A 24,831-nucleotide genomic window follows, 5' to 3' on the forward strand; every position below is an offset into this window, starting at 1 on the left:
CGAAGTCAGGTCGGGATCACGCGTCCGGCAGCCGGGATGGCGTGAGGATCAATCGACCTCGGCATCGTCGCGATGATGATGGTGATGGTGGACCGCCGCGACCGCCGGAGCGGTCTTGGCGGCGCGCTTCTTGCTGCGCGCCAGGCCGATCAGCCGCATGCCGTGCACGCGCTTGACCGCAATCACGCCGTACAGCGCGCCCAGCACCGTCCACCACTTGCCGCCGGGCTTCTCGATCCACTGCCAGCGCGCGAGCCACGCATCGCTGAGCAGCGGCGGCCGGTAGCAACCGAACTGCGCGCGTTCGACGTCGAAGGACAGCAGCCGCAGCCAGTCGCGCAAGCGCCAGTAGCCGAGGTACTCGCGCTCCTCCGGCAGGTAGAGGCGCGGCGGGCGGCCCAGCATGCGGCCGTTGACGCGGGCGAGATTCTGCCTCACCGCCCACAGGCTGGCGGGGTTCATGCCGAGGATCACGACGCGCCCCTCGGGACGCAGCACGCGCTCCACCTCGCGCAGGCAACGGTGGGGGTCGGCCGCCTGTTCCAGCGTGTGCGGCAGCAGCACCAGGTCCAGGCTGTTGGACTCGAACGGCAGCGCATCGAACTCGCAATAGACCGCCGCGCGGCCCGCGCCGTTCAGGCCCGGGGCGAGTTCGGCCTGCGGCTCGGGCTGGTACTCCAGCGGGTGCATGCTCAGCCCCTCCCGCGGCGGGCCGGCGACGCCGTCCTCGAAGGGCCGGTGGTTCAGCGCCAGCCAGCGGTTGGTCATGCGGTTGGTCCGCAGGCCGTGCAGTTGCGGGAAGCCGAGCTGCAGCGCGTGATACCCGAACCAGTCGATGACGGCGGCATCGATGAAGCGCTGCTCCCACGCGAGCAGGTAGCGCCCGGCAGGCGTGCGCAACCAGTGCGCGAACTCCGCCGCGGCGGTGTCCGGCCGGAAGTGCGCCTCTACAATCGGCGGCTTCTCGTCGCTGTCGTCGTCCTGGCCCGGAGTCTTCATCGCTGGGACCTGATCCCCTTGCCTGCATGAACCTGGTCGCCGTTCCCGCCTTCACAGACAACTATCTCTGGCTGCTGCATGACGGCCGGTCGGCGCTCGTGGTCGACCCGGGCGACGCCGCACCGGTGAAGGAGGCGCTGCGCTCGCTGGGACTGGACCTGCAGGGCATTCTAGTGACCCATCACCATGCCGATCATGTCGGCGGCCTGCGCGAGTTGATGCCCTTGCTGGCCGAGGGCGCAAGGATCTGGGGTCCCGCTGGCGAAAGCATGCCAGTGCCCGTCGAACCGTTGAGCGAAGGCGACCGCTTCGAGGTCCTCGGCCAGGTCGTCGACGTGCTCGACGTCCCCGGTCACACCGCCGGTCACATCGCTTTCGTGTTGAAGCAGCCCACCGATGGCGGCGCGCCGATCCTGTTCTGCGGCGACACGCTGTTCTCCGCCGGCTGCGGCCGGCTCTTCGAGGGCACGCCCGCGCAGATGCACGAGTCGCTGTCCAAGCTCGCGGCGCTCCCCGGGGAAACCCGCGTTTGCTGTGCGCACGAGTACACCTTGTCGAATCTGCGTTTTGCTCGCACAGTCGAGCCCCAGAACGAGGCGGTCGCGCGCCACGAGGCCTGGTGTCTGGCCCGGCGCGAGCAGTCGCTGCCCACCCTGCCCTCCACCATCGCCGTGGAGCTCCAGATCAACCCCTTCCTGCGCTGCGAGCACGCCGCCGTCCGCGAGGCCGCCCAGCGCCGCGATCCGGGCGTCACCTCGCAGCCGGTCTCGGTCCTGGCCGGACTGCGTCAATGGAAGAACGAATTTCGCTGAGCCTCCGATGCATCGACACCTGACCCCGCCCCGCACGACCGCCCGTTCCCACCGCGCCGCGACCGGCGCGGACGCCGTCTCCCCCACTGCCGCCCACGGCACCGCGAAACGTCCCGCGCTGACGCTGATCGCCGCGCTGCTGCCGCTGGTGCTGGCCGCGTGCGCGACGAACGCGCCGCGGGCCGACAACCAGGAAGCCCAGGCCGTCGCGCAGCAGACGGTGCAGGCGGTCGAGTCCGCGGCCTCCGCCGTCCCGTCGCCGGCCACGCCGGTGGCGCGCGTCGCCACCGCACCGGAAGAGAAGCTGGACGTCCTGCTCGAGGACAACCTGAACCCCGGCGAGAAGGTCGACCTCGACGCCCCGAAGACGCACGTCGACCTGTGGGCGCGGATGCGCGCCGGCATGGCGATGCCCGAGCTCGACAACGACCTGGTCCGCAAGGCCGAGGACTGGTACAGCAGCCGGCCCGACTACGTCGCGCGCATGACCGGCCGCGGCAGCCTCTACCTCTATCACGTGGTCGAGGAAGTCCAGAAGCGCGGCATGCCGATGGAGCTGGCGCTGCTGCCCTTCGTCGAGAGCGCGTTCCGCAACGACGCGCAGTCCAGCGCGAAGGCCGTCGGCATGTGGCAGTTCATGCCCGCCACGGGTCGTGACTTCGACCTGAAGCAGAACATCTTCCGCGACGACCGCCGCGACGTGCTGGCCTCGACCAAGGCGGCGCTGGACTATCTGCAGCGCCTGAACAAGCTCTTCGACGGCGACTGGCAGCTGGCGCTGGCCGCCTACAACTGGGGCCAGGGCAACGTCAGCAAGGCGGTCGCGCGCAACCAGAAGGCCGGCCTGCCGATCGACTACGACAGCCTGCGCATGCCCGACGAGACGCGCTACTACCTGCCCAAGCTGCAGGCGGTGAAGAACATCGTGATGCGCCCCGAGGCCTACGGCCTGGAGCTGCCGGCCGTGGCGAACCATCCGTACTTCCTGTCGGTCAACATCGACCGCGACATGGACGTCACGCGCGCCGCGCAGCTGGCCGAACTGGACGAGGAGACCTTCCGCCAGTTCAACCCGTCGATGAACAAGCCGGTGATCCTGGCGGCCAGCAGCGGCCAGCTGCTGCTGCCCTACGACAACGCCAGCACCTTCGTCGCCAACCTCGAGAAGCACCGCGGCCCGCTGGCGTCGTGGACGGCCTGGGTCGTGCCGAAGACGATGAAGCCGGCGGATGCCGCGAAGCAGGTCGGCATGAGCGAGACCGGCCTGCGCGAGATCAACCGCATCCCGGCGCGGATGCTGGTGACCAAGGGCTCGACGCTGCTGGTGCCGCGCACCGCGTCGCGCGACCAGGACGTGTCCGAGCACCTGGCCGACAACGCCCGGATCGGCTTCGCGCCCGACGTGCCGCCGATGCGCCGCGTCACCCTCAAGGCCAACAAGGGCGACACGGTGGCCAGCATCGCGCGCCGCTACCGCCTGGGCACGACGCAGCTGGCGCAGTGGAACCGCGTCAGCACCAAGGCCGCTTTCAAGCCGGGCCAGCAGGTCGTCGCCTACGTGCGTGAGGGCCAGCAGCTCGCCGCGGCGGAAACGTCGACCGGGCCGTCGAAGTCCTCGTCGAGCAGGACGATGAAGTCGGCGAAGGTCACCAAGGTCGCGTCGAGCGCGGCCAACAAGCCGGCCAAGAGCAGCGCCAAGACCCGCAGCGCGAAGGTCGCCGCCAGCGACGGCAAGGGCGCTCGCACCGTGGCGACGAAGACGGCCCTGCGCTGATCCACGGCGCGCGTCGGGAGAAGAACGGGCGCTCGATCGAGCGCCCGTCGACATGTTCCTGGGGGGCGCGAAGCCACGGGACGAAGCTCGCCCCGAGCGCTGAATCGCCTCGTCAGGCGAAGGTCAGGCGAAGGTCAGGCGAGGATCAGGCGAAGAACAGCGCCACGCTGAGCGCCGTGCCGACCGCCCAGGCGAGGCTGCGCAGGCTCGGCTGGTCGGCGATGTAGAGCGCGACATACACGACGCGCGTGATCACGAACGCGATCGCCAGCAGGTCGATGCGCGACTGCGCGTGCTGCATCTGCTGCGCGGCCAGCACGCCGGCGATGAACAGCGGCAGCGATTCGAAGCCGTTGGCCTGCGCCGCGTTCGCGCGGGCCTGCCAGCCGCCCTGCCGCGTCAGCCAGCCGCGCGGGTCGTGATTGTCGAAGCCGCCGTCGCGGCGGCGCTTGCCGAAGCCCTTGGACTTGGCCAGCGCGGCGCACAGCACCGGCATCAGGCAGGCAACGATCAGGCAGTAGTTGGCGATGGTCATGGGGTATCCCTCACCGGGTCGGGAGGCCGTGCGTCGACGGTCCGCATCAGGGGGTCGCGCCGGAGCTGATGCGTCAGGTGGACCGACGATCCACCAGCGCATGCGCGATGGTGCCGAGGTCGACGTACTCGAGCTCGCTGCCCACCGGCACGCCGCGCGCCAGCCGTGTGCTGCGCAGGCCGCGCGCGCGGAGCGCCTCGGCCAGCACATGCGCGGTCGCCTCGCCTTCGGCGGTGAAGCTGGTGGCGAGGATCACCTCCTCCACCTGCCCGTCGGCGGCGCGCTCCAGCAGTTGATCGACGCCGATCTCGCGCGTGGACACGCCATCCAGCGGACTGATCCGGCCCTGCAGCACGAAGTAGTAGCCGAAGTAGGAGGCGGTGCGCTCCATCGCGGCCTGGTCGGCCGGCGACTCGACCACGCACAGCAGCCGCGCGTCGCGCTGCGGGTCCGAGCAGATCGGGCACAGCGGCGCTTCGCTGAAGGTGTGGCACCGCTCGCAATGCCGCACGTTGGTCGCCGCGGACTGCAGCGCGCGGGCCAACGCGTCGGCGCCGGCGCGGTCGTGCTGCAGCAGGTGGTAGGCCATGCGCTGGGCCGACTTCTGGCCCACGCCGGGCAGACGCCGCAGGGCCTCGATCAACTGCTCGAGCGCGGTCACCGCAGTCCGATCCGATCGATGATCAGAACGGCGATCAGAACGGGAACTTCATGCCCGGGGGCATGGGCATGCCGGCAGTCAGCTTGCCCATCTTCTCCGAGCTGACCTGCTCGGCGCGGCGCACGGCGTCGTTGAACGCGGCGGCGACGAGGTCCTCCAGCATGTCCTTGTCATCGGCCAGCAGGCTGGGGTCGATGGCGACGCGCTTGACGTCGTGCTTGCAGGTCATCGTGACCTTCACCAGGCCGGCGCCGGACTGGCCTTCGACCTCGATGTTGGCGAGCTCGTCCTGCGCCTTCTTCAGGTTGTCCTGCATCGCCTGCGCCTGCTTCATCAGGCCTGCGAGTTGACCCTTCATCATGATCGTGATTCCTTGTTCAGAGATTCAATGGGGCGGTGGAGGGCCGCCCCGGAGATGACCCGGAGGTCGATGCGATGGGCGGGATTGTCGCCCACAGCGCGCGCCTGCGCTGGCGCCTCGTCGTGGTGTCCCGCGATCGGCTGTCTGCGGTCGAAGGTCGGCGGTCCGCGGCCGGATCTTCAGACCGGCTTGATCGAGCCTGGCAGGATCCGCGCCGTCTTGAACTGCGCGAGCAGCTGCTGGACTTCCGGATCTTCCAGGATGATGGACTCCGCCTGCCGCTGGCGGGCGCGCGTGGCCTGCGTGTCGCGCAGCGCGGGCGAATCGGATGCGCGGCCGGCTTCGATGTCGACCCGCACCGGCTTGCCGACGAAGCCCGCCAGCACCGACTGCAGCTTCTCCAGCAGGCCGGGTTGGCGCAGCGATTCGCGCTCGACGCGGAAACGCCAGCGTTGCGGCTCGGCGGTCTCGTCGATCTCCAGGCATTCGGCCTGCAGCGCCAGCTCGCGCGCCAGCGCGTTCAGACCCAGTTGGGGCACGACGGCGTACCAGCGCTCGCCCAGCGCCGTCGGCACGAGCTCGACCTCTTCGATCGCAGTCGACACGTAGATGCCGTTGCCGCCACCGCTGCCGCCGCCGGAATCGCCGGACGACGGCATCGGGTCGTCCATGTCCGGCATCGACATGCCGACGGACGCTTCCTCATCGGACGGCGGCGGCACGTCCATCCAGGGCGGCGGACCGTCGTCGTCGTGCGGCGGGGACAGGTCCTCGGGCTCCTCGCCGTCGGCCTCCGCCTTCGCGGCGGGCAGCGGCGCGGCGCGCGGGCGCAGGCGCTCGCTGAAACGGGTCGCGGGCGCACCCGCGGTGGCGGCGCGCAGCGGCCCCGACGGAGCGGGTGCGCGCGGCGCTGCCTGCACTGGCGCTGGTGCTGGTGCGGCCACGGGTTCAGGGGCAGGCGCCGCAGCCAGGGGCGTCGGCGCTGGCGCACGCTCAGGCGGACGCGCCACGGCAGGCTCTGCAAGTTCTGCGGGCGGTGCGGGCGCTGGCGCGGCGGCGTGAGGCGGCGCTTCAGCGACTGCGGCCGCGGCCGCCGGAGCGGGCGACTCGGGAGCCGGCGCCGCTGCGGGCGCTTCCGCAGGCTCGGGTTCGGGTTCAGGCGCCGCCGCCTCGGCGACGCGCGGCACGGCGGGCGCCGGAGCAGGCGCGACCGGCAGCGGTGCCGCGGCTTGCGACGCGGGCGCGGCGGGCGGACGAGCGACCGGCGCGGCGCTCGCGGCAGAAGCCGGAGCGGAACGCGCCGCGCCTTCGGGCGCCGACGGCTGACGCGCGCCCTGCCCGTTCGGCCGGAACGCCATCATGCGCAGCAGCACCATCGTGAGGCCGGCGTACTCGTCCGGCGCCAGCGGCAGTTCCTGCCGTCCATGCAGCGCCATGCTGTACATCAGCTGGATCTCATCCGCCGGCAGTTGGCCCGCCAGCGGCAGCAGCTCGGCCAGGTCGGGGTCGCCCGCGTCGAGCGCGCCCGGCGCCGCCTGCGCGACCGCCAGATGCTGCAGCGCGACCGCCAGATCCTCCAGCGTGCCGCCCGCCGACAGGCCCATGTCGCGCAACCGGTCCGACGCGCCGACCAACGAGGCGCCATCGCCCGCGATCAACGCGTTCAGGATGCCCAGCACATGGCCGCGGTCGACGCTGCCCAGCATCTGGCGCACGCCGGCTTCCTTGAGCTCGCCGGAGCCGAAGGCGATCGCCTGGTCGGTCAGCGACAGCGCGTCGCGCATCGAGCCGCGCGCGGCGCGGGCGAGCAGGCGCAGGGCACCGGGCTCGTTCGGGACGTGCTCGTTGGAGAGCACGCGCGTCAGGTGCTCCAGCACCGTCTGCGGCGCCATCGGGCGCAGGTTGAACTGCAGGCAGCGCGACAGCACGGTCACCGGGACCTTCTGCGGATCGGTCGTCGCCAGCACGAACTTCAGGTACTCGGGCGGCTCCTCCAGCGTCTTCAGCATCGCGTTGAAGGCGGTGTTCGAGAGCATGTGCACTTCGTCGATCATGTAGACCTTGAAGCGCCCGATGACCGGCTTGTAGACGGCCTGGTCCAGCAGCTGGGAGATCTCCTCCACGCCGCGGTTGGAGGCGGCGTCCAGCTCGACGTAGTCGACGAAGCGGCCCGCGTCGATGTCGCGGCAGGCGTCGCAGACGTTGCAGGGCTGGGCGGTGATGCCGCCGGTGCCGTCCGGTCCGACGCAGTTCAGCGACTTGGCCAGGATCCGCGACACCGAGGTCTTGCCGACACCCCGCGTGCCGGTGAACAGATAGGCGTGGTGCAGGCGTTGCTGCGTCAGCGCGTTGGCCAGGGCCTGCACGACGTGTTCCTGACCCATCAGCTCCTCGAACGTGCGGGAGCGGTACTTGCGTGCGAGGACCTGGTAACTCATGGCGGGGCATTCTACGGGGGCGGCTTGGCACGCCCGGACGGGCGGCGGCGGGAACGCGTCCGGGTTTGTCAGGAGAGGCGTTCGGCGCTGACGGATAATCCGCGCCCATGAGCACCCCGCACGATCCCTCCTCCGGCACGCTGAGCTACGAACAGGCCGGCGTCAACTACGACCTGATCGACCCGCTGAAGATCAGCGCCCAGCGCGCCGCGGCCGCGACCGCCGGCCATCTGAGCGCCCACGGCTTCACCGAGGTGAAGGCATCGCGCGGCGAGTCGGCGTACGTCGTCGACGTGGGTCCGTTCTACATCGCGTCGATCGTCGAGTGCCTGGGCACGAAGACGCTGGTGGCCGACGAGATGGCGACGCTGACCGGCAAGAGCTACTACGACGGCATCGCGCAGGACACGATCGCGATGGCGGTGAACGACCTGATCACCGTCGGCGCGACGCCGCTGGTGGTGCAGGCCTACTGGGCCGCGGGCGGCTCGGACTGGTTCGGCGACGCGCAGCGCGCGCAGGCGCTGGTGGCGGGCTGGAAGAAGGCCTGCGATGTCTGCCAGGTCGCCTGGGGCGGCGGCGAGACGCCGGCGCTGGCGGGCATCGTCGAAGGCGGCCGCATCGACCTGGCCGCGTCCTGCACCGGCCTGATCAATCCGAAGGAACGCCTGTCGGTCGGCGACAAGCTGGGCGCGGGCGACGCGATCGTGCTGCTGGCCTCGTCGGGCATCCACGCCAACGGCCTGAGCCTGGCGCGCAAGCTGACGGAGCGCCTGCCGCAGGGCTACCTGACCGAGGTGCAGCCGGGCCTGACCTACGGCGACGCGCTGCTGGCGCCGACGGCGCTGTATTCGCCGGTGACCGAGGCGCTGTACAAGGCCGGCATCACGCCGCACTACTGCGCCAACATCACGGGCCACGGCTGGCGCAAGCTGCTGCGCCACCCCGGCAAGTTCACGTACCGCATCCACACGGTGCCGCCGGTGACGCCGGTGCTGAAGTTCATCCAGGACCACGCGCAGCAGGACGACCGCGAGGCGTATTCGACGCTGAACATGGGCGCCGGATTCGCGATCTTCGTGAAGGCGGACCAGGCGGCGAAGGTGGTGGAGATCGCCAAGGCCTGCGGCATCGACGCGTGGGACGCGGGCCGCGTCGAGGACGGCGAGAAGCAGCTGCTGATCGAGCCGCTGGACATCCGCTTCGGGGATGACGATCTGCAACTGCGCTGAGCGGGGTCAGGTCTGAAGGAATGAAGGGCGCTGAGGCGCCCTTCGTCGTTCATGCAGGTGGATTTGTGGTCGCGACCTTGTTTCCTCGTTCGAGGCGGTACTTCTCGCGGCCCGCGATCACCTGGAGCTGGGCGCGGATCTGACGGGACCGCCTCATTGCGTCATCGGTGTCCTGTTGACTCACATGGCGATCGGTCGCGTAATCAGCGTCGTTCCTGCTCTCGCGCAGCAGTCGCAAGTTCTTGGCCAGTACCTTCTCCCCTTCACGCTCGTAGTGCTCCAGGGTCCATCGATGAACCTTGGGATGCCGATCAGAAATGTTCGCCATGTCGCGCGCCCTCAGGAACACACCATAGTAGGCGCGCGACACTGCACTGCGGTTGCTCGCTTCGTCGTTTCGCGTCAACAAGTGTTGCGCGACGACAAGGACCTCATCAGGATCGAAAACTGTCATTGCGCTGTCCTCACCTCACCAGATGGCGGTCCTCATAGCGACCGGGGCAGGTACGGACCAACGCTGTCAGCCAGAGGCGATCTATTGCCGGCACCGTCGTGTGCAATGCTTCAAATGCCTCAACCTCCGCGTAGGGGTAGCCAGAAGTCGGCGGATAGCCGAAGAGCGTGAACATCAAGAGCAGGTCGTACTCCTCGGGATCCCTTTTCACATGGACACTGATCTGCCGCCCCCCCGCGCACCGGGCGAGCTCTCGGTCGACCGTATCGAAGTCCTCGCGCTGCAGATGCGGATGCTTGCGGGCGAACCAGTCGATGATGTCTTCGTAGTCTTGCGTGCCACGCAAGGCCTGGAGGTCATAAGGCCATTCGCCGGGCACGCAGGGGTTCATCCACGGACGGAAGAGATACGGCGCCTGGGACTTGCTGTGCACTCACACTGGTCGCGCACGACCGGTGGCGCGCGACTCCAGCGCCGCCATCTGTGGCGCTTCCATGATTTCAACTTGCTGCAACATCGCTGCTTGCCTTTCCATCACCGACCCACGTCGATGCAATGCGCTCATTCTCGGAATCGAGAGGCGTTCTGCCATGACTCAAAGTTGTGGGCGGCGGGGGATGCGGAGAGGGCCCTCTTCCGAGGGAAGTCGGGGGATTTGCCGGGCGCCCTGCCCGCCTCGCGTTCCCCAGGTTGACATCCCCCCGCCGGGTGACGAAGCTCCCCGGTCATGGACTGGTTCTACGGCCCGATGGTCAAGATGCATGCGCTGCTGGCGTGGTGCAGCATCGGGCTGTTCCTCGTCCGCGGGCTGGCGCATCAGTTCGGCGCCGCGTGGGTGGCGGACGAACGGCTGCGCACGCTGGTGTTCAGCAGCCACGTGCTGATCGTCGTGTCCGGCCTGAGCCTGTGGGGCGCGCTGCACCACGACCCGCGCTACGAGCCCTGGATGACGGCGAAGTTCATCGCGCTGGGCCTCTACTTCGCGACCGGGCACTGGGCCTTCGGGCGCGGGGAGTTCCGCATCCTCGGCTACGTGCTCGCGCTGGTGGCGCTCGCGTATGTGATGGCGGTGTCGGTGACGCGCCAGGTCTTGCTCGGGCTCTGAGACGCGCCTCGATCGGTCGAGGAATCGGTGCTGGACGGCCGATCGGTCGACGGGCGATCACGCCCACGACGCGGGCTTGACGTCCCCTCGCCCCGCCGGGCGTAGGATCATCCGATGCCCTCGAACACGTCCATCCACGACGCCGCGCAGCGCGGCTACACCAGCGCCTCCGACAACTACCAGCGCGGTCGCCCCGAGTACCCCGACGCCCTCGCCGGCTGGCTGGGCGAGGCGCTCGGCGTCCAGGCGGGCGCGCGGGTCCTCGATCTCGGCGCGGGCACCGGCAAGTTCACGAAGCTGCTGGCGCGCACCGGCGCGACGGTGACGGCGGTCGAGCCGGTCGACGCGATGCGCGCGCGTCTCTCGGAAAGCCTGCCCGGCGTGCGGGCGCTCGCGGGCACGGCGGAGGCGATCCCGCTGGCCGACGGCGATGCGGACGTGCTCGTCTGCGCCCAGGCCTTCCACTGGTTCGCGAACGGCCAGGCGCTGCGAGAGATGCATCGTGTGCTGCGACCTGGCGGACGACTGGGCCTGATCTGGAACGTGCGGGACGAATCGCGCGACTGGGTCGCCGAGATCACCGAGATCGTCACCCCCTACGAGGGCGACGCGCCGCGCTTCTACAAGGGCACGTGGAAGCAGCCCTTCGAGGGACAGGCGCTCTTCGGACCGCTGCGGCGGACGGTGCTCCCGCACAGCCACGTGGGAACGTTCGAGCAGGTCGTGCTCGACCGCATCCTGTCGGTGAGCTTCATCGCCGCGCTGCGGGAGGCGGAACAAGCAATCGTCGCGGATCGGCTGCGCGCCTTGAAGGATCGCCACGCGGAACTGCGCGCGCCGACGATCGCCTTCCCCTACGCCACCGAGGCGTGGCTCGCGGAGCGGCTCGTCACGGCGTGAACGCGGCCGCCAGGTCGGGGACGCAGGTGGGACTCTCCAGACGGCTCGCGAGGAACGCGGAGACCCGCCTCGTGTAGTCCTCGGGCGCGAAGTCGAACAGGTCCACATGGGCCGCGCCCGGGACCATCCACAAGGACTTGGGTTCGGTGGCGGCGGCGAAGAGCCGCTGCGTCTCCTCGGCGGTGGTGTGTCGGTCGTTGCTGCCGGAGATCACCAGCAGCGGCGCGTGTAATTCGGCGATGTGGTCGATCGGGCGCAGTTGCTGCGCGGTGATGTCGAGCTGAAGCGGCAACTGCGACAGCAGCAGCGGCGACAGCCCGCCGGCCCACTCGCCGAGATGCAGCTTGAGCCGGTCGGAGACCGCGTCCTCGATCGTCGGGTACATCGACTCCAGCACCACGGCGTCGATCCGTGGCCGGTCTCGCGCGAGCACGGTCGACGCGGCGCCCAGCGAGACGCCGATGACGCCACGCCGCTCGCAAGGCGCCTCCTTGGCGAGGAACTCGAGCGCGGCGACGACGGCTTCGGACTCGCGCCAGCCGAAGGTGATGGCGGTGCCGCCGCTCTCACCGTGGCCGGGCAGGTCGATCAACAGCGCGCCGCGTCCCTGACGATGCAGCAGCTGTGCGCGTCGCAGCATCTGGCGGCGATCGCCGCGCACGCCGTGCAGCAGCAGGACGGTGCCGAGACCGGGACGACCGGCACTCCACCAGCCTGACACGAGCACGTCGGAGGACGTCACCAACTGGATCTGCCGCGCCTGCAGCACCGGCGGCGGTGCGCCGATCGGGCGGAAGGCCGGTGCGGCGAGTTCCCGACCGGCGAGCCAGAGCGCCCCCACGCCGAGGACGGCGAGCGCGACGATCACAAGGAGGATCCGCGCCAGCCGTCTCATCGACATCCGATCAGACCAGCTTCCAGCCGGCCAGCCAGAGTTGGTGGACGGCGGCGGCGTGGAGTTGGCGACGCAGGGCGGCGGGACGTTCGCCGGGCCGCGCGACGCGCGGCGAGCTGAGCCACTGCGGGCCGACCTCGCGCGAGAAGCGGGCGCGCCCATGGCGATCGGCGCGCAACAGCGCGAGGCGCCAGGCGGCGTTCAGGCGATGGGATTGGCCGTCGTCGGCGAGCGCGCCGATCCAGTCGTCGGCCTGGAGGCGGAACGCGGCCTTGAGCAGTTCGAGGTCGGACGGGAAGCGGGAGAACTCGGCGACCGGTTCGCCCCAGGGGTCGCGCAGGGTGCGCGGGGGCTGGGCGGGCGTGGTGGTGGTGGCGCGAGCGGCGCGACGGCGAGACAGCAGCGAATCGAACTGGGCGAGACGAGCGGACATGAAAAAACTCCGAGAGCCCACAGAGATCACCGGCGTTTGCCGGCCCGGGGGCAGTCGGAGCCGCAACGCTTTAGCCGCATTTGTTGATCGCCCGCAAGTAGTTGGTAAATCGGCGATGGCACTGGAGGGCTGGCGCCCGCGAGGTCCGGAACGGATTTAACCACAGGCGCGACGGGTGAGTCGACGGCGGGGCGGTGTTGTTCGCACGCGGGTCGCACGGCGAGAGGTGCGCGACGGCGCGAACGGGGGGCGGCTCGTCCGGAGCCCCTCGAAAGCTCGGATAGAATGCGAGGTGACGGGCCTCCTCGCATGGAAGCGCGGCCAACCGGGTCAGATGGGGAACCAAGCAGCCCTAACCGTTGTGACCAGTGCCGAGGGTAAGGCTCGTCAACCTTCTTTCCTTTTCCCCAGTGTTCATGCGGGATCCCCGTGTTTATCGGGGTTCCAAGCATCCGACTGTGTACCGATGGTGTGTAACTTCAGGGTCCGCTCATGACGAATGTGAGCGAAGACATGAAGCGAGCCACGGGGGGTCCAAAAGCGGCCCGGTAGCACGTCCTGGCACTGGGGCATCAAAGCACCGAGCGACCTCAAGCACCTCTACGCAGGTCAGTGGGCACACCGCTGCTCCCTTGAGACCGCCGACCTCCGCGACGCCAACACCAAGGCTGCTGGCCTTCGGGCCGAGTGGATGGAGCGCTTCAAGCATCAACGCAAGGGCGAGATTGTTGGCCCGCAGCTCGCGAACCCAATGGCACCGGTCGTGCTGACCGAGGCGCTCATCAAGGAAGCCTGCGACCTCATGCATGTCCGCATGCTGGAGTCGGACGAAGCGCGCCGCCTGGGTGGGTTGTCTGCGCAGGAAATGGAAAGCCTTGCCACGGTCCTAGAGGTCGAGCGAGCACAGCTCCGACAAGCGAATGCATCGGGCAATTCGTGGCCGGTCGAAACCATCGTGCCGACATGGCTCCAAGCGCTCGGGCTGACGGTCAGCGCGACCGATCCGCTTCGCCCCTCGCTGGCGCGAGAGCTGGTGAAAGCTCGCCTCCGGGCAATTCAGGCCATCCTCGCGCGCCATTCCGGCGACTTGGTGGACACCCCGCCCGAGCCCCCAACCGATGCCCTGGAGGCCGTGCAAGCGCCCGCAGGGTCCACCGAGAGCGACTCCCACGCCGAGCCACGCGGCACACCCCGGACGCTGCGTCAGGTCTACACGCGCTGGAAGGCTGCGAAGGTCCGCTCATCGGATGCCGAAGAAGCATGCGACCGCGCGCTCAAGTTGTTCGAAGGCAAGTTCGGCCATCCAATATCTCGCCCTGCACTTGCCCCGCGCATACGTACCGCCACCTCGGTAAGCCGATGTCGCCGTCCCCTACTTCGGCATGCGAAGGACTTAGGTCACTTCGTGTGCCACGCCGCGCTACCCACACTGCTCCCTCTGTTTTACCGGGAGCATTAGATGAGCGTTACCTTGAAGGATGTGCTTCATTCCTTGGGCGAGGATCACAACTACTTTGATGGCAAAGTGCCTGTGAATCTTTGGCGCGGTCTTCACACCAAAAAGGGTGGCGGTCTGTTCGACCTCATTGAAGAGGTCGTTGTTTACTCGGCTGGCCGCATCCGCCCTCCAGACATCGACATCGTGAACCGAGGTGGCAGCAAATGGGTCACCGTCGCGAGGAGTCCCCGAGGCATCAGCACTTTCGACATGGTCGGTGTGCCGCCTGGAAAAGACTGGTCGTACTACAGAATTTCAGCGGGGACAGTGCTGCCCCACGGGCTGGCAATCGTGAAAGACAATTTCAATGTGCGCTTAGGCGCCACCCACTACACCATCGCTCCGGCGCATGACATGCCGCTGGACCAGTTCAAAATGCTCTTGAACCAACTCGCTGTGAATGCCATCAAGGAAGCCGCATGATCACGATTCCCAACCCGTACGCGGCGCTGCTCATGACCGCCGTGCGCGACGCGGTTCTCTACCAAGAGGGTTTGCTTCGAAGCGAGACCGTCCGGGACCGTTCGGAGCACGAGGAGCACTACGTCTACCTCACGCAGTTCTTTGAGTTCCTCAAGAAGGAATATAGGCAGAACGAAGCGGAAATCGGATTCCCTTTGGAGAAACTTCTTCCCGACGAATAAACAAGCGTTGCGGGCGAGCAGCCTGACTCGTCCGCCCGCCATTCGCCGTCGAAGATTGCATCCGGCATAGACCGCGATCCAGCACACACTCCTCGTCGCGACTTGAGGACCGTTTTATGACCATGATTGCCGCATTTCGCTCGATAGGCATGCCAGCGCTAATAGGCGATTTGCTCGTCACGCAACATGGGAATGATGTCGGAACAATGAAGAAAATCGTCATTCTTCATCCAAAGCTCGCCGTAGGCTACTCCGGAAAATTGATATCCATTCAGCCGGCAATGCGAGCCCTTCGGAATTGGGCGAGCCAAAACCAAATCTCAAAATCCACGCTTGAAGCCTTCTTGAAATCCGAAGAGATGTCGGAACACGGCGATGGCAACCCATACTTCTGCAATATCGTTGGCTGGGTGATAGACGAGGACCAAAGTTCACATTGCTTTTCATGGTGGTCGAACTACCCATCCGGCGTCTATTACGATGACACGCATTATCAGGGCACTGGAGGTGCTGAAGCAAAAGCACTTCTCTTCGAAGGCCCGAAAAGTCCCGACGACGATGACGAGTTAAAGCGGATTTGCGTTTTCAATGCGGCAGTGGGGTTAATGAAGGAAGAATTGGCGCCGTCTGGGAGGCATAGAGATGCCTACGGCTACGCCTTTGAAGCCATAATTTACAATGGCACTCAATTTGAATACATCACCGATTCCGCGATGTATTACCACGTCATATGCAATTTCAACTCTGAGAGGCGTTTGACCAACGCCTCGATCAACCCCAATTTAGTGATAGTCCGGCATAGAGGCGCATTCACCGAAGTATCCAAAGTTTGCCTTGGAAAAAACCGAGAGGCAAATGTCAACCTCATCTCGTCGGCAGCAGCCACAAAGGATGAAGTAGCAAGCGCAACTGAGGAAATGAAAGCCCGGCTGGCACTGGGATTCGACTGGTCATACTCTGTCGGACTTGAATGGATACGACTGGTATACCCCAAAGTTGAGATTCCCGACTTATATTGCACCCGGGACAAGGCACATCAGACTCTGAGCATTGGCGAGGCAATTAAATACAGTATTGAACCGTCCTTCCTGGAATGGACTCTCAGCAGCATATTAGAAGACATGCAAGTAAAGGCGGCGCCGAACTCTGTATAACGAGTCGGCGCCTTCAAGTTTGCTATCTTGTCGCCAAGCTCACCCTTGCGTTCCAGTCCGCCACGCCGGACAGCATCGAGGCCCGCAGTTCTCGAGCCCGGGTGTCCTCGACCATGACGCCCGCCTTGTTCCGATAGGAAACGCGGGTCACCTCCGGCACTAGGCAGCAGTACCACGCGCCCTTCCCATCGCGCTTTGCATACGGGCTCGGCACGAAGCTGAGGTGACCCACAAGGGGGGGTCTGAAGGCGAAGCTCGGCGGGCGTCAGCTTGACACCTAGCTTGCGGAGGCGGAGGGCATGGACCAACATGGCAACTACTGTATATTCATACAGTGTAGCAATTGGCCTGTTGGAGGCGAGCGTGCCGTACCAAGTTTTCATGCACCAAGTCGCGGTTCTTCAGCGAAACCTTGAGGGCGCCGAGCTGGTCGTGCGGAGGGTGCTGGAGGAGTGCCTAGGAGGGCCTGAAGGGGTGCTTGCGGCGTACCTTGCTGCGCCCCAGCTCCTGACCCCTCATCTGCCGGCCAGCGATGCTCAGCGCGCGGCGGCGAGCCGATGGTGGGCGGCGGTCGAGGTGGCGCTTGATGCAGCCCGCACGCAGTTCCCTGCGTTGGCTTTGAGGCTGGATGACGAGGCCCTTGCTGAGGCCCTTGCTGAAGAGTTGGTGACCATCGAACCGTTGGCAGCGTGATGTTCCGCTTCGCAGCGATTGCTGACGGTCGCAGACCCTCGCGGACGGCGTCCATACGACAGCGTTGCCCGAAGCAGACATCGCGACAGACCTGTCAAGCTTCCAGAAAGCTGCCGCTCAACGTTTGAGATGGGATGACCCGGCTTACAGGAACATATCCTCTCGATTGGGGTTAGGCTTGGCGCGAGATTCTGTGAGGGACCTGGATTGATTGCCTCTATGGAGATTTGAGGTACAGGGCAATGGAGACTGAACCTATGAGAACAGACCAGAAGACAGCTAGGAAGATCAAGGTTCCTCTTCCATAGATTCCGGTGGGGCTCAGATCATCTTCCAGAAAGGACTTAGGGGAGTATCCATATGCGATTGCTTGCCAGCCTGTGATGGCCGCTGCCCACAGCAGGGAAAACCAAACCATGTGCATCTGTTCAAAATAGTAGGCAATGATTGGCAAGACGAGCAAAATTGACGCGTTGCGAAACAGCCTCAGCCGCAGTGGCTTTGGAATGAAGAATCGATCCTTATTCAGGTCGATCTCTTTCGTAAAGACGACTTTGTTCGTTCGATCGAATGAGAAGAAAAATTTCATAGCCATGACTAACTTACTAATTTATCCCGCGCACAGGGCCTGCAACTAGAACAGAGCCGTTAACAATGCATCGGTGGCTACTGCGTCGCCCTGGTTGTAGAACTCCGATGGTGGCGCTCGAAGCAGGCTCTTTGCTGCCAGCTCGTCGCCTGCCAACCATCTACTCCAGTCGTCATGCTGGATATGGACCACAGCCCGCTTGTCCTGCGCATTCTCAGGCAGCTTTGGGTCCGGCTTGTGCAACCTGCGGAGCAGCGGGTGGTTGTCGCAGTTGATGGTCAACATGCTGTAGCTCGGCACCAGCTCACCGGTCTCGGGGTCGACCCACTCGTTCCAGATTCCCGCGAGCATCCACGGGAGGCCATCAGCTCTCCGCATGTGCCACCAGATGTTCCGGCCAGTTTCCCAGTTCGGCTCCTGGTACCACACCGCAGGGATCAGGCAGCGCCGACCCTCGGTCCACGCAGCCCGGAATGTTGGTGAGGTCGCCACGGTCTCAGCTCGGGCGTTGTTGGTGCTCCTCGCGCGGGGTGCCGGAGGCTTCTTCCCGGGCACTGCCTTGGGAGCCATCATGTCCTTGCGAGCTGGCGCACCTGGTCTGATGAGACCCCACTGGCCGAGGACGCCATGCAGTCCGTCCTCGCCGTCCGAGCGGAGGAACATGCCGGTGTCGAAGGGGCCCACGAAGGGCTTCGCGGGGGCTTCCCCGCAGGTAGAGCTTGAACAGGTGTCGCCGGATGTAGACCTCAAGGTCGTTCTTCGGCGTCATGTGGTACAGGTTGCACATGGTGACTCGCTGCGAGTGGCTAGAGACGATTAAGCACCAACTCAGGACGACCTCCATATCGGTGTTTTAAGCAATCCCCCTTCGCATTCAACTGCGACTAAGCTGCTGACCGTGCCTACGCCGCGACGCTAACAGCCATGCACTACGTTTCCAGGAAAACGCTGCGAACCATTTCGGAGAATCTCAACTACGTCAAGCTCAAGACGTTCGATGAAAGCCACGTAAAAGAGCTGATGGTCGATTTGCGAGAACTTGCTCGTGAATCCCCAAAGTTAAAGATCAATCACCCCCAAGCGCACATAATCAGCGACTTCGCTGAAGTATGTGATTTCATAGCCCACCCGAGCCGCACACAGGGCGCGTTTCGACGGAAGATTCGCGAGAAGCTCGGCCACATCGGGAAATTTATCCAAGAAGGTAAGCAACTTGCAGAATGGGGATCTATCGGGCGAAGGTATCAACACTTTCACGCAGATCAATATTCCTTTGGCTTGCTTTCAACCGCTGCCCTGCATCCCCTACCTGGTGACTATGCATTTACTTCAGCAAACACCACCAAACAGTTAATAAGAGAAATCAACGTTTGCATCGCTTCCATTCTTCAAGATGCTCGCGTAGATTTGGGGGATGAGGGGCAGGCGTTCTTACGCTTGCGAGAGCATCACGGATTCTGGTGGCTGTACTGCCGGGTTCACTTTTCGAAGATCACCTCGGCGCCGATAGAGTTTCCCGTGATGCAGACAGACATGCCAACATTCTGTTCTCCAGTCACCCAAGAAGAACGGCGCCCGTATATAGAGGTTGTAGATGAGCAACTGGCATTCCCATTGTACGAGACGGAACGAACGGTTGAGGGCCGTTTGATATTAACGCCCTTTGCATAAGCTCTCGCAGTCGTTACCGTTATCGACGCATCATGCTAAGCAGCAATCAAGAGCATCTAGTTGAGAAATTGTTCTCCGAACGATTTGGCGCCTTTCACCTCTTCCGACCGCAGAACTATAGACAGGGTTTCACGTCGAAGGAACCATGCGATCTATTCTGGTCGAATGGTCGACATGTCGCCCTGTTCTACTTGCACGATTCCGCTGCGCCTTTGGCGAAGCAATATCGGCATAACCAACAGCAGCAACATCGATATGTCCGCCTCTGGCACGAAGGGGGCAGGAGCAACAATCACGCTTTCGACTTAACCGGCTTCAATCGATTCGGAGACAGCTGCACCTTGCAATATAAGGATATGGAGTCGGTTTTAGTCATATCCATTATTACCGCACCTTGCGCTGCGCTTCCAGAGGCAATCAAAGATCGAGGATGCCCAACGGGGATGGTTACTATAAGCGAGGCCCTACTGGCTTACGTTGCATCAAGCGGTGGCACTTTTCTCGATCTGCTAGCACTAATCACAGGTTCCATCGCCACAAACGGCGCTGCAGAGGGCCAAAACGCACTAAACGGAATTATTGAAGCGGCTCGGCTTCATTTGTTGGTTTCTTGGGCTACCTCAGCTCCGATGCGAAACGGGCGCGATGACGGAGTGACAGCGGACCTCTGGAAGGAAACGTCCTCCCACCTTCACACCTACAGACTTCGATCAAATGGAGCGAATGGCGCTGCTGCGGATGCCGGCGACGCCTTTGAAAAAAATTCCCGAGATGCGTTGTCAAAGGTGTTCGGAGACCTTTACTTAAAAGACTTTCAGTACATCAGCTATGCAGTGGCAGCCACTTTCGCCAATGCCGGTTATCCAACATTTCCAAAGTGGGCCACTTCGAAAATCACGTGCGGCGAACGAGACTATCAAATTTCGGTCTTCATGAGTGGCGCAGTATCGGTGGATAAAGTAATGGGTAGCGTTCTTGAACACAACACTCCGAATACCACGATCCTCGGATACATGATGATTCCTGGCCTTCCTCCAATTTTTTCGCCTCAACTCATCACGCAAGCCCGGGATGGACGATATTTCATCCAATCGGATCGGCTACTACGCGCTCTGGTCGCGCAAATCCAAAAATCCGAGCCTGGTTGATACGCGCCCTTCTGCAACCGTACCCACGACACAAGTCACGCCGCTAGCGTTTGATAAAGTGCGCAACTGCGGACCCGGACTGTGTACCGACACGTCCACCTCATCGGCCACAAGCCCGATGAACACTGGGTTCTCGCTGTTCACCGGGGAGGGTAAGGCTCGTCAACCTCATTCAAGTGAAAACCGCCGGGAGGCGGTTTTTTCGTTTGTAGCGGCCAACCAAGAAGCCGGAAGCCTGCATGGGCACACCTAACTTCTCCTTCCTCACGAAACCCTTGGCGACGAACGGACCTCCGCTAGCTGTGCTTCGGCTCGCCGCAATTCTCTGGAAAGCACGGACAAGGCCCATCGCGGCAAGGACACGCTCGGCCACCCTCGCTGGCGCAGATGCTGTCTAAGTATGAAGCGTCAAGATGTTATGTCCGGAAGCATTGAGCTCGGTCATTGGTGCGACATCGCCGATGCCGCTGTGAGGACGATGCCATTTGCAGTGGCGCATCCAACTGGCCAAGGCTACGGTGGGATGCCTGGAGTGCTGAGACACCCAGCCGTAGGCCCACTCGCGCAGCGCAGACTAGATGAAGCGTTCGGCCGTGCCGTTGGGCCCGCGGTCTATAGGCCAGGGTGAAGCGGTGGTGGATGCCCAGATCCTTACACGCGGCCACGAAGTCGCGGGGTCTGAAAGCTGAACCGTTGTCGGTCAGCGGCCGCTTGAGGCGCACGCCGAGCGACGCGTCATGCGCCGCGGCGTCGCACAAGAACTGCACAGCCTTCGGTGTCTTCTCGTCAGGCTGCATCTCCGTAAAGGAGATACGAGCGTGGTCGTCGACGGCGACGAGCAATGTCTCCCACCTAGCGCCGCCCGCGCTGTCACGGCGGTCGCCGGTGACGCGATGGCTGGGCCGCATGATGCGCCCGAGCTTCTTCGGGTCGATGTGCAGCAGACCTCCCGGCGCCTCGTGCTCGTAGCGCTGCACCGGCTCGACCGGCTTGGGGTCGCTGAGCTTGGACAGTCCCGTACGCGCCAGCACGCGGCTGACAGCCGACTCGGAGACGCCTACGGATTGCGCGATGCGCGCTTGCAGCAGGGGCCGACGCCGCAACTCCACGAACAGCAGTGCCTTGGTCGGGGAGATCGAGCGAGGTGATTTCGCAGGCCTCGGGGACTCATCCTCCAGTGCGGATTCATCACCCGCGAGATAGCGGGCCAGCCACTTCCGCGCCGTCGCCAGGGTCACGCCGTGCTCGGCTGCGGCCTGAGCGAAGGAGAACCCTTCGAAAGTTAGCTGCTGGACCATCTGGCGTCGACGCGCGAAGGTGAGTCGGGCATGCTTGCGAGTGTTCATCCGGCTGCTCTCCTGAGTGACTGGGGTCTGGCGATTTCCCGTCTCAAATTCAGTCCTGGTGAACACCCGATACAACCTATTGAAGCTTCACATCTAGGTGGAGGAGAGGAGGATGCGGAGAATGAAGCATTTGGATTTTGCGCAGTTCGGGCTCGAACGCGAACGCCAGGAGCCGATGTGGGTCTGCCAGGATTGCCTGGGCGACTCGATGCTCAAGAAGCTAGGCGCCCGCACACAAGAGCCGCATTTGTGCGAGGCATGTGGCCAGGAGAAGACCAACTTCCTGGAGCCATCGAGACTCGCGGCATTCATTGGCAAGTACTTGCCCATGCACTTCGAGGTCGACTTCGGCCTCTACCCCGGCTACGAGCAGTCACTGGCGCAAATCGTACAGCGCGCCATAGGCTGCGCGTCCAAGGAGGTCTGCGAGGCGGTCGCCCGCTGCCTAGAGCGCCCGAGTGACGACGAGGAGGGCTTCTTTTGGCCGGGGCAAACGTATTCACGCCGCGGGAACCCCTTCGATGACCAGGAGCATGAACGTTGGTATGTGACCGGCGAGTGGCACAGCATCGCCCGCGATTTGATGCATGGCCAGCGCTTCTTCAATCCGCGGGCTCAGCGATTCTTCGAGTCCCTGGTCGGTGCAGCTCTGGGTGCGCGACGCAGCGAGGGATCCGATGAGTCCGCGATTTCGACGATGCTGCCGGAGGGGACTTACTTTTACCGAGCGCGCGCCGCAAGCAGTCGCAAGGAAGTCGAGGAATTCACCGAGAAGCCAGCGGAAAAGCTTGGTGCACCTCCGTTGGACCGTGCGGCCAACAACCGGATGAGTGCTTCTGGCATACCGCTGCTCTATGTCGCCAAGGACATAGAGACCAGCATCGCTGAGATCCGTCCATCGATCGGGGATCTAGTGGTCGTGGGTCGCTTCAGATCGACGAAGACGTTGACGTTCTTCGATTTCAACGTGCTGGGCCATCGCCTGCACCACGAGCCGTTGAGCTTCTTCGAGCACGATTACGAGAAGCGAGATCACCATCGGATCTTGCTCGAGTATCTCCACGACGAGATCGCGCGCCCAACCCGGTTCGGCGACGTCGACTACGTGATGACCCAGGCGCTGGCCGAGTTCATCCGTTTCAATAAGCCCAATGCGTTCGACGGCATCTCGTTCCGGTCCGTGCAGAACAAGGGCGGTGTTAACTACGTCCTGTTCGACAGGCACAGTCACGCGGAACTGGGCCGGGCGCGCTTTGACGTGACGATCGAGAGCGCAGACGTCTCGACCCACGAAATCTCGCAGGTCAAGTACCGCCGAAAGGACCAGGACGATGGCGAGGCCGCCTGACGCTCCAGGGCAGTCGGACCGACGAGACAGGACATCGCGATCGACCAGTCGCGGCTGACGGGCGATTGCAAGGTCTTGGAGCAGAACGCCGACGTCTTGCTGGTGTCGTTGACGGCGTGGCTGGTGTTTGTGGTGATCGCAACGGCCAACTGCTGGCTGGTGGTGACGACGTTCCAGTAGGGCCCCGTTGTGGACCGCCGCCTTATTGCGGCGGCGACAATCTTCCAAAGGATCCAAGGGAGGACCGAGATTGGCAGGCGATCCGCAGGGAGACTTGCCGGCGTTGTGGAAGACCGACTTCACCGTCGACAACCTGATCGACTACGCAAGGGCCGCCTGCGCACTGTCGCACTACGTCCGGTTGCTGGCTCAAGATGGGTATGGCCAACTGGTCATCCCGAGTCGCGGAGCCATGCCGTTCGTGAAGGCGGCCCACATGGCTTGGCGACTGGACGCACGTGCTCAGCCAACGCTTGAGGGAAAAATCAACGCGCTGGGCGAGCTCAATGGTTCCCCGTTCTTCGAAGAGATCGTGCTGCCGTTCTCCGCAGATCCGAATGAGCAGACCCAGACGACGGCGGCGATCAGAACGTACTGGACTCAAGTTCTCGCGGCAATCGTCCGCCGAGACGGCAAAGATTCTCGCTTAGTGTTCTACAAGCAGTTGGTCGAGAAGCTGGCGAAGCAGGAATGGCTGGGCTACATGCCGCGCGACCTGCCCAAGGAACGGTTCATCTTCGTGGACACGGTCGTTTCTGGGCGAGCCGTCTGCGAGATCTTCAAGGCCTTCGAGGAGGAGGGGCTGACCCAGTGCCATTTCCTGCTCATCGTCGATGCGCAGGGAAAGGAGTTGAAGCCGCAATATCGACGCCTCATCGACGCAATGGTGATGGCACAGCGCTGCACGCTCATTCAGGTCAATCGCTTGTTCACCGAAGACCGAGGACCGGCGGTCAGCGGGATCTGGAGCACGGTGTACCCGCAGGTGTTGGAGGGCATGCGTCAGAGATTCCCGTGGGCATCGCACGTGTACGGCGCCGGCTCCTACTACCTGCGGGTGTCGAGCTCGCAGGTCGAGCCAGAGGAAGGGCGAGGCGACGTTGAGTACAACATGCCCATCACGCGCATGTACGCCACATTGTCTGTCTGCTACTACATGGGGGTACAAGCACTCCACGATCAGGAGCGCTTGCCGGCGGAGTTGTCCCGAACCCTTGGATGTGCAGTGACGGAGACTGATCCGCTGGTGGTGAAGGGCCGAGCGGACATCGAGGAGCGGCTCCGGCGAATGCTGCAATACGAGCTTCGGCATTTCGTGGACACGATCGAAGAGCTCAAGCCACTTTCGCCTCTGGACAAGCGTACGACGCAAATTCTGGCCGAGCCACGGGTGCTGGCCGAGCATCCGAATGCGACCGTCGATGTCTCGAGCTCACACTTGGTGCGGGTGACCCTGCCGGACGCAGAGATCGAGAGCTTCCTTCGCGAAGCCGAGCGCGAGATCGCGCTCGGGCATGACGTCCTTGCCGACGACTGGTTCCGATGACGGGCGGCAGCGGCCGGACGCCACACCTGTCCGACCACTGCATATTCCCGTCGCTGGCGGCTACTCGTCGTCGAACTCGGCATCGAAGCCGTCGCCGAAGCCACCACGGATCATGGGCGTAAGCACCGTGGTGCGCGATGGCGAATACCGCATGCCGGACGCGACGGCCTCTTCGACTTTGTGTCGCTCCCACCCCGCCGCCGCCATGTCGTTGGCAACGTCCGGCGAGATCATCAGGCTAAGCTCCTCGCTGAACAGTGCTGCGAACTTGGACTGGAAATCCTGAGTCTTGTTGATCAGCCGCCGCGTCTCTTCGAGCGGATAGCCCATCAGCATGTGCTTGCCGACCTCGAGGGTGAAAGGTCTCCAGCGAGAGCGCAGCGCAGCCCAGCGTATGCCATAGACGATGTATCCGCCGAGGCGGTTCGCCATGCCCGCAACGCTTTTAAGAACTCCACTGTCCTTTTGTCGGAGCTGTCAGGGAGGGTCTCCTTAAACTCCAGGGTGGGCCCCTCGTCCATCCAGTCTGAGACGATTTGCTTCAGCGGGACCATCCACCTGCCCTGCAGTTGCAGTTGCAGTTGCAGTTGCAGTT

General features: G+C 64.3%; 26 protein-coding genes, 1 other RNA gene and 2 pseudogenes. 15 read left to right on the top strand and 14 right to left on the bottom strand.

The window, feature by feature from the left end:
• Positions 1 to 48: 48 nt before the first annotated feature.
• Entirely contained in the window at positions 49 to 999 is a 951-nt protein-coding gene (locus ACQ4L4_RS12630; RefSeq protein WP_431104558.1) for a class I SAM-dependent methyltransferase, read from the bottom strand.
• Positions 1,000 to 1,025: 26 nt separating this feature from the next.
• Here ACQ4L4_RS12630 and gloB point away from each other — a divergent pair, with 26 nt between their 5' ends.
• Both gloB and ACQ4L4_RS12640 read left to right on the top strand, forming a co-directional pair.
• Positions 1,026 to 1,811 carry a hydroxyacylglutathione hydrolase gene (gene gloB, locus ACQ4L4_RS12635; protein ID WP_431104559.1) on the top strand — a complete coding sequence of 262 codons (786 nt, stop codon included), beginning with the start codon at positions 1,026 to 1,028 and terminating at the stop codon, positions 1,809 to 1,811.
• A 7-nt stretch (positions 1,812 to 1,818) separates the two neighbouring features.
• The gene (locus ACQ4L4_RS12640; RefSeq protein WP_431104560.1) at positions 1,819 to 3,585 is read left to right on the top strand and encodes a transglycosylase SLT domain-containing protein; all 1,767 of its coding nucleotides are present in this window, start codon (positions 1,819 to 1,821) and stop codon (positions 3,583 to 3,585) included.
• Positions 3,586 to 3,730: 145 nt separating this feature from the next.
• Here the strand turns inward: ACQ4L4_RS12640 and ACQ4L4_RS12645 are convergent, their stop codons facing one another.
• The 4 genes from ACQ4L4_RS12645 to dnaX all read right to left on the bottom strand — a co-directional run bounded on the left by ACQ4L4_RS12645 (position 3,731) and on the right by dnaX (position 7,580).
• Positions 3,731 to 4,120, bottom strand: coding sequence for an MAPEG family protein (locus ACQ4L4_RS12645; RefSeq protein ID WP_431104561.1), 390 nt, complete (start codon positions 4,118 to 4,120; stop codon positions 3,731 to 3,733).
• Positions 4,121 to 4,193: 73 nt separating this feature from the next.
• On the bottom strand, positions 4,194 to 4,781 hold the full coding sequence (gene recR, locus ACQ4L4_RS12650) for a recombination mediator RecR (RefSeq protein ID WP_431104562.1): 588 nt from the start codon (positions 4,779 to 4,781) through the stop codon (positions 4,194 to 4,196).
• A gap of 34 nt (positions 4,782 to 4,815) precedes the next feature.
• Positions 4,816 to 5,142, bottom strand: a complete 327-nt coding sequence (locus ACQ4L4_RS12655) for a YbaB/EbfC family nucleoid-associated protein (protein WP_431051755.1) — start codon at positions 5,140 to 5,142, stop codon at positions 4,816 to 4,818.
• 179 nt (positions 5,143 to 5,321) lie between these two features.
• On the bottom strand, positions 5,322 to 7,580 hold the full coding sequence (dnaX, locus tag ACQ4L4_RS12660) for a DNA polymerase III subunit gamma/tau (RefSeq protein WP_431104563.1): 2,259 nt from the start codon (positions 7,578 to 7,580) through the stop codon (positions 5,322 to 5,324).
• Between the two features lie 107 nt (positions 7,581 to 7,687).
• On the opposite strand from dnaX, the gene ACQ4L4_RS12665 reads away from it, so the two are divergent.
• Positions 7,688 to 8,812 carry an AIR synthase-related protein gene (locus tag ACQ4L4_RS12665; RefSeq protein ID WP_331613085.1) on the top strand — a complete coding sequence of 375 codons (1,125 nt, stop codon included), beginning with the start codon at positions 7,688 to 7,690 and terminating at the stop codon, positions 8,810 to 8,812.
• A 49-nt stretch (positions 8,813 to 8,861) separates the two neighbouring features.
• On the opposite strand, the gene ACQ4L4_RS12670 is transcribed toward ACQ4L4_RS12665, so the two are convergent.
• The 3 genes from ACQ4L4_RS12670 to ACQ4L4_RS12680 are packed head-to-tail and all read right to left on the bottom strand — an operon-like array spanning position 8,862 to position 9,831.
• On the bottom strand, positions 8,862 to 9,266 hold the full coding sequence (locus ACQ4L4_RS12670) for a hypothetical protein (protein ID WP_431104564.1): 405 nt from the start codon (positions 9,264 to 9,266) through the stop codon (positions 8,862 to 8,864).
• Between the two features lie 10 nt (positions 9,267 to 9,276).
• On the bottom strand, positions 9,277 to 9,699 hold the full coding sequence (locus tag ACQ4L4_RS12675) for a hypothetical protein (protein WP_431104565.1): 423 nt from the start codon (positions 9,697 to 9,699) through the stop codon (positions 9,277 to 9,279).
• A complete protein-coding gene (locus ACQ4L4_RS12680; RefSeq protein ID WP_431104566.1) occupies positions 9,700 to 9,831 on the bottom strand; it encodes a hypothetical protein in 132 nt (43 codons plus the stop codon).
• Positions 9,832 to 9,993: 162 nt separating this feature from the next.
• Between ACQ4L4_RS12680 and ACQ4L4_RS12685 the strand changes: the two genes are divergently transcribed.
• The gene (locus tag ACQ4L4_RS12685) at positions 9,994 to 10,371 is read left to right on the top strand and encodes a SirB2 family protein (RefSeq protein ID WP_431104567.1); all 378 of its coding nucleotides are present in this window, start codon (positions 9,994 to 9,996) and stop codon (positions 10,369 to 10,371) included.
• Between the two features lie 114 nt (positions 10,372 to 10,485).
• Positions 10,486 to 11,271 (top strand): methyltransferase domain-containing protein, encoded by a 786-nt coding sequence (locus ACQ4L4_RS12690; RefSeq protein WP_431104568.1) that lies wholly within the window; start codon positions 10,486 to 10,488, stop codon positions 11,269 to 11,271.
• Here ACQ4L4_RS12690 and ACQ4L4_RS12695 read toward each other — a convergent pair.
• Both ACQ4L4_RS12695 and ACQ4L4_RS12700 read right to left on the bottom strand, forming a co-directional pair.
• Entirely contained in the window at positions 11,261 to 12,172 is a 912-nt protein-coding gene (locus ACQ4L4_RS12695; RefSeq protein WP_431104569.1) for an alpha/beta hydrolase, read from the bottom strand. The genes ACQ4L4_RS12690 and ACQ4L4_RS12695 overlap by 11 nt on opposite strands.
• A 4-nt stretch (positions 12,173 to 12,176) precedes the next feature.
• Positions 12,177 to 12,599: a hypothetical protein gene (locus ACQ4L4_RS12700; RefSeq protein WP_431104570.1), complete on the bottom strand. Its 423-nt coding sequence runs from the start codon at positions 12,597 to 12,599 to the stop codon at positions 12,177 to 12,179.
• 294 nt (positions 12,600 to 12,893) lie between these two features.
• Here ACQ4L4_RS12700 and ffs point away from each other — a divergent pair.
• The 6 genes and pseudogenes from ffs (at position 12,894) to ACQ4L4_RS12730 (ending at position 16,588) form a co-directional block, all read left to right on the top strand.
• Positions 12,894 to 12,991: signal recognition particle sRNA small type (gene ffs / locus ACQ4L4_RS12705), an RNA gene on the top strand.
• A 158-nt stretch (positions 12,992 to 13,149) separates the two neighbouring features.
• Positions 13,150 to 14,058 (top strand): annotated as a pseudogene (locus ACQ4L4_RS12710) (DUF6538 domain-containing protein); the annotation flags it as partial.
• Positions 14,059 to 14,520 (top strand): hypothetical protein, encoded by a 462-nt coding sequence (locus ACQ4L4_RS12715; protein WP_431104571.1) that lies wholly within the window; start codon positions 14,059 to 14,061, stop codon positions 14,518 to 14,520. It begins immediately after the preceding pseudogene.
• Entirely contained in the window at positions 14,517 to 14,741 is a 225-nt protein-coding gene (locus ACQ4L4_RS12720; protein WP_431104572.1) for a hypothetical protein, read from the top strand. The genes ACQ4L4_RS12715 and ACQ4L4_RS12720 overlap by 4 nt, the downstream gene beginning before the upstream one ends.
• A gap of 116 nt (positions 14,742 to 14,857) precedes the next feature.
• Entirely contained in the window at positions 14,858 to 15,895 is a 1,038-nt protein-coding gene (locus ACQ4L4_RS12725) for a hypothetical protein (RefSeq protein WP_431104573.1), read from the top strand.
• A 363-nt stretch (positions 15,896 to 16,258) separates the two neighbouring features.
• Entirely contained in the window at positions 16,259 to 16,588 is a 330-nt protein-coding gene (locus ACQ4L4_RS12730) for a hypothetical protein (protein WP_431104574.1), read from the top strand.
• A 217-nt stretch (positions 16,589 to 16,805) separates the two neighbouring features.
• Here the strand turns inward: ACQ4L4_RS12730 and ACQ4L4_RS12735 are convergent, their stop codons facing one another.
• Both ACQ4L4_RS12735 and ACQ4L4_RS12740 read right to left on the bottom strand, forming a co-directional pair.
• On the bottom strand, positions 16,806 to 17,183 hold the full coding sequence (locus ACQ4L4_RS12735; RefSeq protein WP_431104575.1) for a hypothetical protein: 378 nt from the start codon (positions 17,181 to 17,183) through the stop codon (positions 16,806 to 16,808).
• Positions 17,184 to 17,222: 39 nt separating this feature from the next.
• Positions 17,223 to 17,861, bottom strand: a complete 639-nt coding sequence (locus tag ACQ4L4_RS12740; RefSeq protein WP_431104576.1) for an SOS response-associated peptidase — start codon at positions 17,859 to 17,861, stop codon at positions 17,223 to 17,225.
• Between the two features lie 240 nt (positions 17,862 to 18,101).
• Between ACQ4L4_RS12740 and ACQ4L4_RS12745 the strand changes: the two genes are divergently transcribed.
• Together ACQ4L4_RS12745 and ACQ4L4_RS12750 are read left to right on the top strand one after the other, a co-directional pair.
• On the top strand, positions 18,102 to 18,848 hold the full coding sequence (locus ACQ4L4_RS12745) for a hypothetical protein (RefSeq protein ID WP_431104577.1): 747 nt from the start codon (positions 18,102 to 18,104) through the stop codon (positions 18,846 to 18,848).
• A 32-nt stretch (positions 18,849 to 18,880) separates the two neighbouring features.
• Positions 18,881 to 19,996: a hypothetical protein gene (locus tag ACQ4L4_RS12750; protein ID WP_431104578.1), complete on the top strand. Its 1,116-nt coding sequence runs from the start codon at positions 18,881 to 18,883 to the stop codon at positions 19,994 to 19,996.
• Positions 19,997 to 20,390: 394 nt separating this feature from the next.
• On the opposite strand, the pseudogene ACQ4L4_RS12755 reads toward ACQ4L4_RS12750, so the two are convergent.
• Positions 20,391 to 21,342: pseudogene (locus ACQ4L4_RS12755) on the bottom strand (IS481 family transposase).
• Positions 21,343 to 21,463: 121 nt separating this feature from the next.
• On the opposite strand from ACQ4L4_RS12755, the gene ACQ4L4_RS12760 reads away from it, so the two are divergent.
• Together ACQ4L4_RS12760 and ACQ4L4_RS12765 are read left to right on the top strand one after the other, a co-directional pair.
• Entirely contained in the window at positions 21,464 to 22,690 is a 1,227-nt protein-coding gene (locus ACQ4L4_RS12760; RefSeq protein WP_431104579.1) for an RES family NAD+ phosphorylase, read from the top strand.
• A gap of 250 nt (positions 22,691 to 22,940) precedes the next feature.
• Complete coding sequence (locus ACQ4L4_RS12765; protein ID WP_431104580.1) at positions 22,941 to 24,236, top strand: hypothetical protein; 1,296 nt, start codon at positions 22,941 to 22,943, stop codon at positions 24,234 to 24,236.
• A gap of 60 nt (positions 24,237 to 24,296) precedes the next feature.
• On the opposite strand, the gene ACQ4L4_RS12770 is transcribed toward ACQ4L4_RS12765, so the two are convergent.
• Positions 24,297 to 24,668 (bottom strand): hypothetical protein, encoded by a 372-nt coding sequence (locus ACQ4L4_RS12770; protein ID WP_431104581.1) that lies wholly within the window; start codon positions 24,666 to 24,668, stop codon positions 24,297 to 24,299.
• Between the last annotated feature and the right edge of the window lie 163 nt (positions 24,669 to 24,831).

The sequence above is a fragment of the Roseateles noduli genome (assembly GCF_050626985.1).
Taxonomy (GTDB): domain Bacteria; phylum Pseudomonadota; class Gammaproteobacteria; order Burkholderiales; family Burkholderiaceae_C; genus Roseateles; species Roseateles noduli_A.

Excerpts from the sequence above, each read along its gene's own strand:
- ACQ4L4_RS12630 (WP_431104558.1), bottom strand. The coding sequence starts at position 999 with ATGAAGACTCCGGGCCAGGACGACGACAGCGACGAGAAGCCGCCGATT.
- gloB (WP_431104559.1), top strand. The coding sequence starts at position 1,026 with ATGAACCTGGTCGCCGTTCCCGCCTTCACAGACAACTATCTCTGGCTG.
- ACQ4L4_RS12640 (WP_431104560.1), top strand. The coding sequence starts at position 1,819 with ATGCATCGACACCTGACCCCGCCCCGCACGACCGCCCGTTCCCACCGC.
- ACQ4L4_RS12645 (WP_431104561.1), bottom strand. The coding sequence starts at position 4,120 with ATGACCATCGCCAACTACTGCCTGATCGTTGCCTGCCTGATGCCGGTG.
- ACQ4L4_RS12655 (WP_431051755.1), bottom strand. The coding sequence starts at position 5,142 with ATGATGAAGGGTCAACTCGCAGGCCTGATGAAGCAGGCGCAGGCGATG.
- dnaX (WP_431104563.1), bottom strand. The coding sequence starts at position 7,580 with ATGAGTTACCAGGTCCTCGCACGCAAGTACCGCTCCCGCACGTTCGAG.
- ACQ4L4_RS12665 (WP_331613085.1), top strand. The coding sequence starts at position 7,688 with ATGAGCACCCCGCACGATCCCTCCTCCGGCACGCTGAGCTACGAACAG.
- ACQ4L4_RS12670 (WP_431104564.1), bottom strand. The coding sequence starts at position 9,266 with ATGACAGTTTTCGATCCTGATGAGGTCCTTGTCGTCGCGCAACACTTG.
- ACQ4L4_RS12680 (WP_431104566.1), bottom strand. The coding sequence starts at position 9,831 with ATGAGCGCATTGCATCGACGTGGGTCGGTGATGGAAAGGCAAGCAGCG.
- ACQ4L4_RS12685 (WP_431104567.1), top strand. The coding sequence starts at position 9,994 with ATGGACTGGTTCTACGGCCCGATGGTCAAGATGCATGCGCTGCTGGCG.
- ACQ4L4_RS12690 (WP_431104568.1), top strand. The coding sequence starts at position 10,486 with ATGCCCTCGAACACGTCCATCCACGACGCCGCGCAGCGCGGCTACACC.
- ACQ4L4_RS12695 (WP_431104569.1), bottom strand. The coding sequence starts at position 12,172 with ATGTCGATGAGACGGCTGGCGCGGATCCTCCTTGTGATCGTCGCGCTC.
- ACQ4L4_RS12700 (WP_431104570.1), bottom strand. The coding sequence starts at position 12,599 with ATGTCCGCTCGTCTCGCCCAGTTCGATTCGCTGCTGTCTCGCCGTCGC.
- ACQ4L4_RS12715 (WP_431104571.1), top strand. The coding sequence starts at position 14,059 with ATGAGCGTTACCTTGAAGGATGTGCTTCATTCCTTGGGCGAGGATCAC.
- ACQ4L4_RS12720 (WP_431104572.1), top strand. The coding sequence starts at position 14,517 with ATGATCACGATTCCCAACCCGTACGCGGCGCTGCTCATGACCGCCGTG.
- ACQ4L4_RS12725 (WP_431104573.1), top strand. The coding sequence starts at position 14,858 with ATGACCATGATTGCCGCATTTCGCTCGATAGGCATGCCAGCGCTAATA.
- ACQ4L4_RS12735 (WP_431104575.1), bottom strand. The coding sequence starts at position 17,183 with ATGGCTATGAAATTTTTCTTCTCATTCGATCGAACGAACAAAGTCGTC.
- ACQ4L4_RS12745 (WP_431104577.1), top strand. The coding sequence starts at position 18,102 with ATGCACTACGTTTCCAGGAAAACGCTGCGAACCATTTCGGAGAATCTC.
- ACQ4L4_RS12750 (WP_431104578.1), top strand. The coding sequence starts at position 18,881 with ATGCTAAGCAGCAATCAAGAGCATCTAGTTGAGAAATTGTTCTCCGAA.
- ACQ4L4_RS12760 (WP_431104579.1), top strand. The coding sequence starts at position 21,464 with ATGAAGCATTTGGATTTTGCGCAGTTCGGGCTCGAACGCGAACGCCAG.
- ACQ4L4_RS12770 (WP_431104581.1), bottom strand. The coding sequence starts at position 24,668 with ATGGCGAACCGCCTCGGCGGATACATCGTCTATGGCATACGCTGGGCT.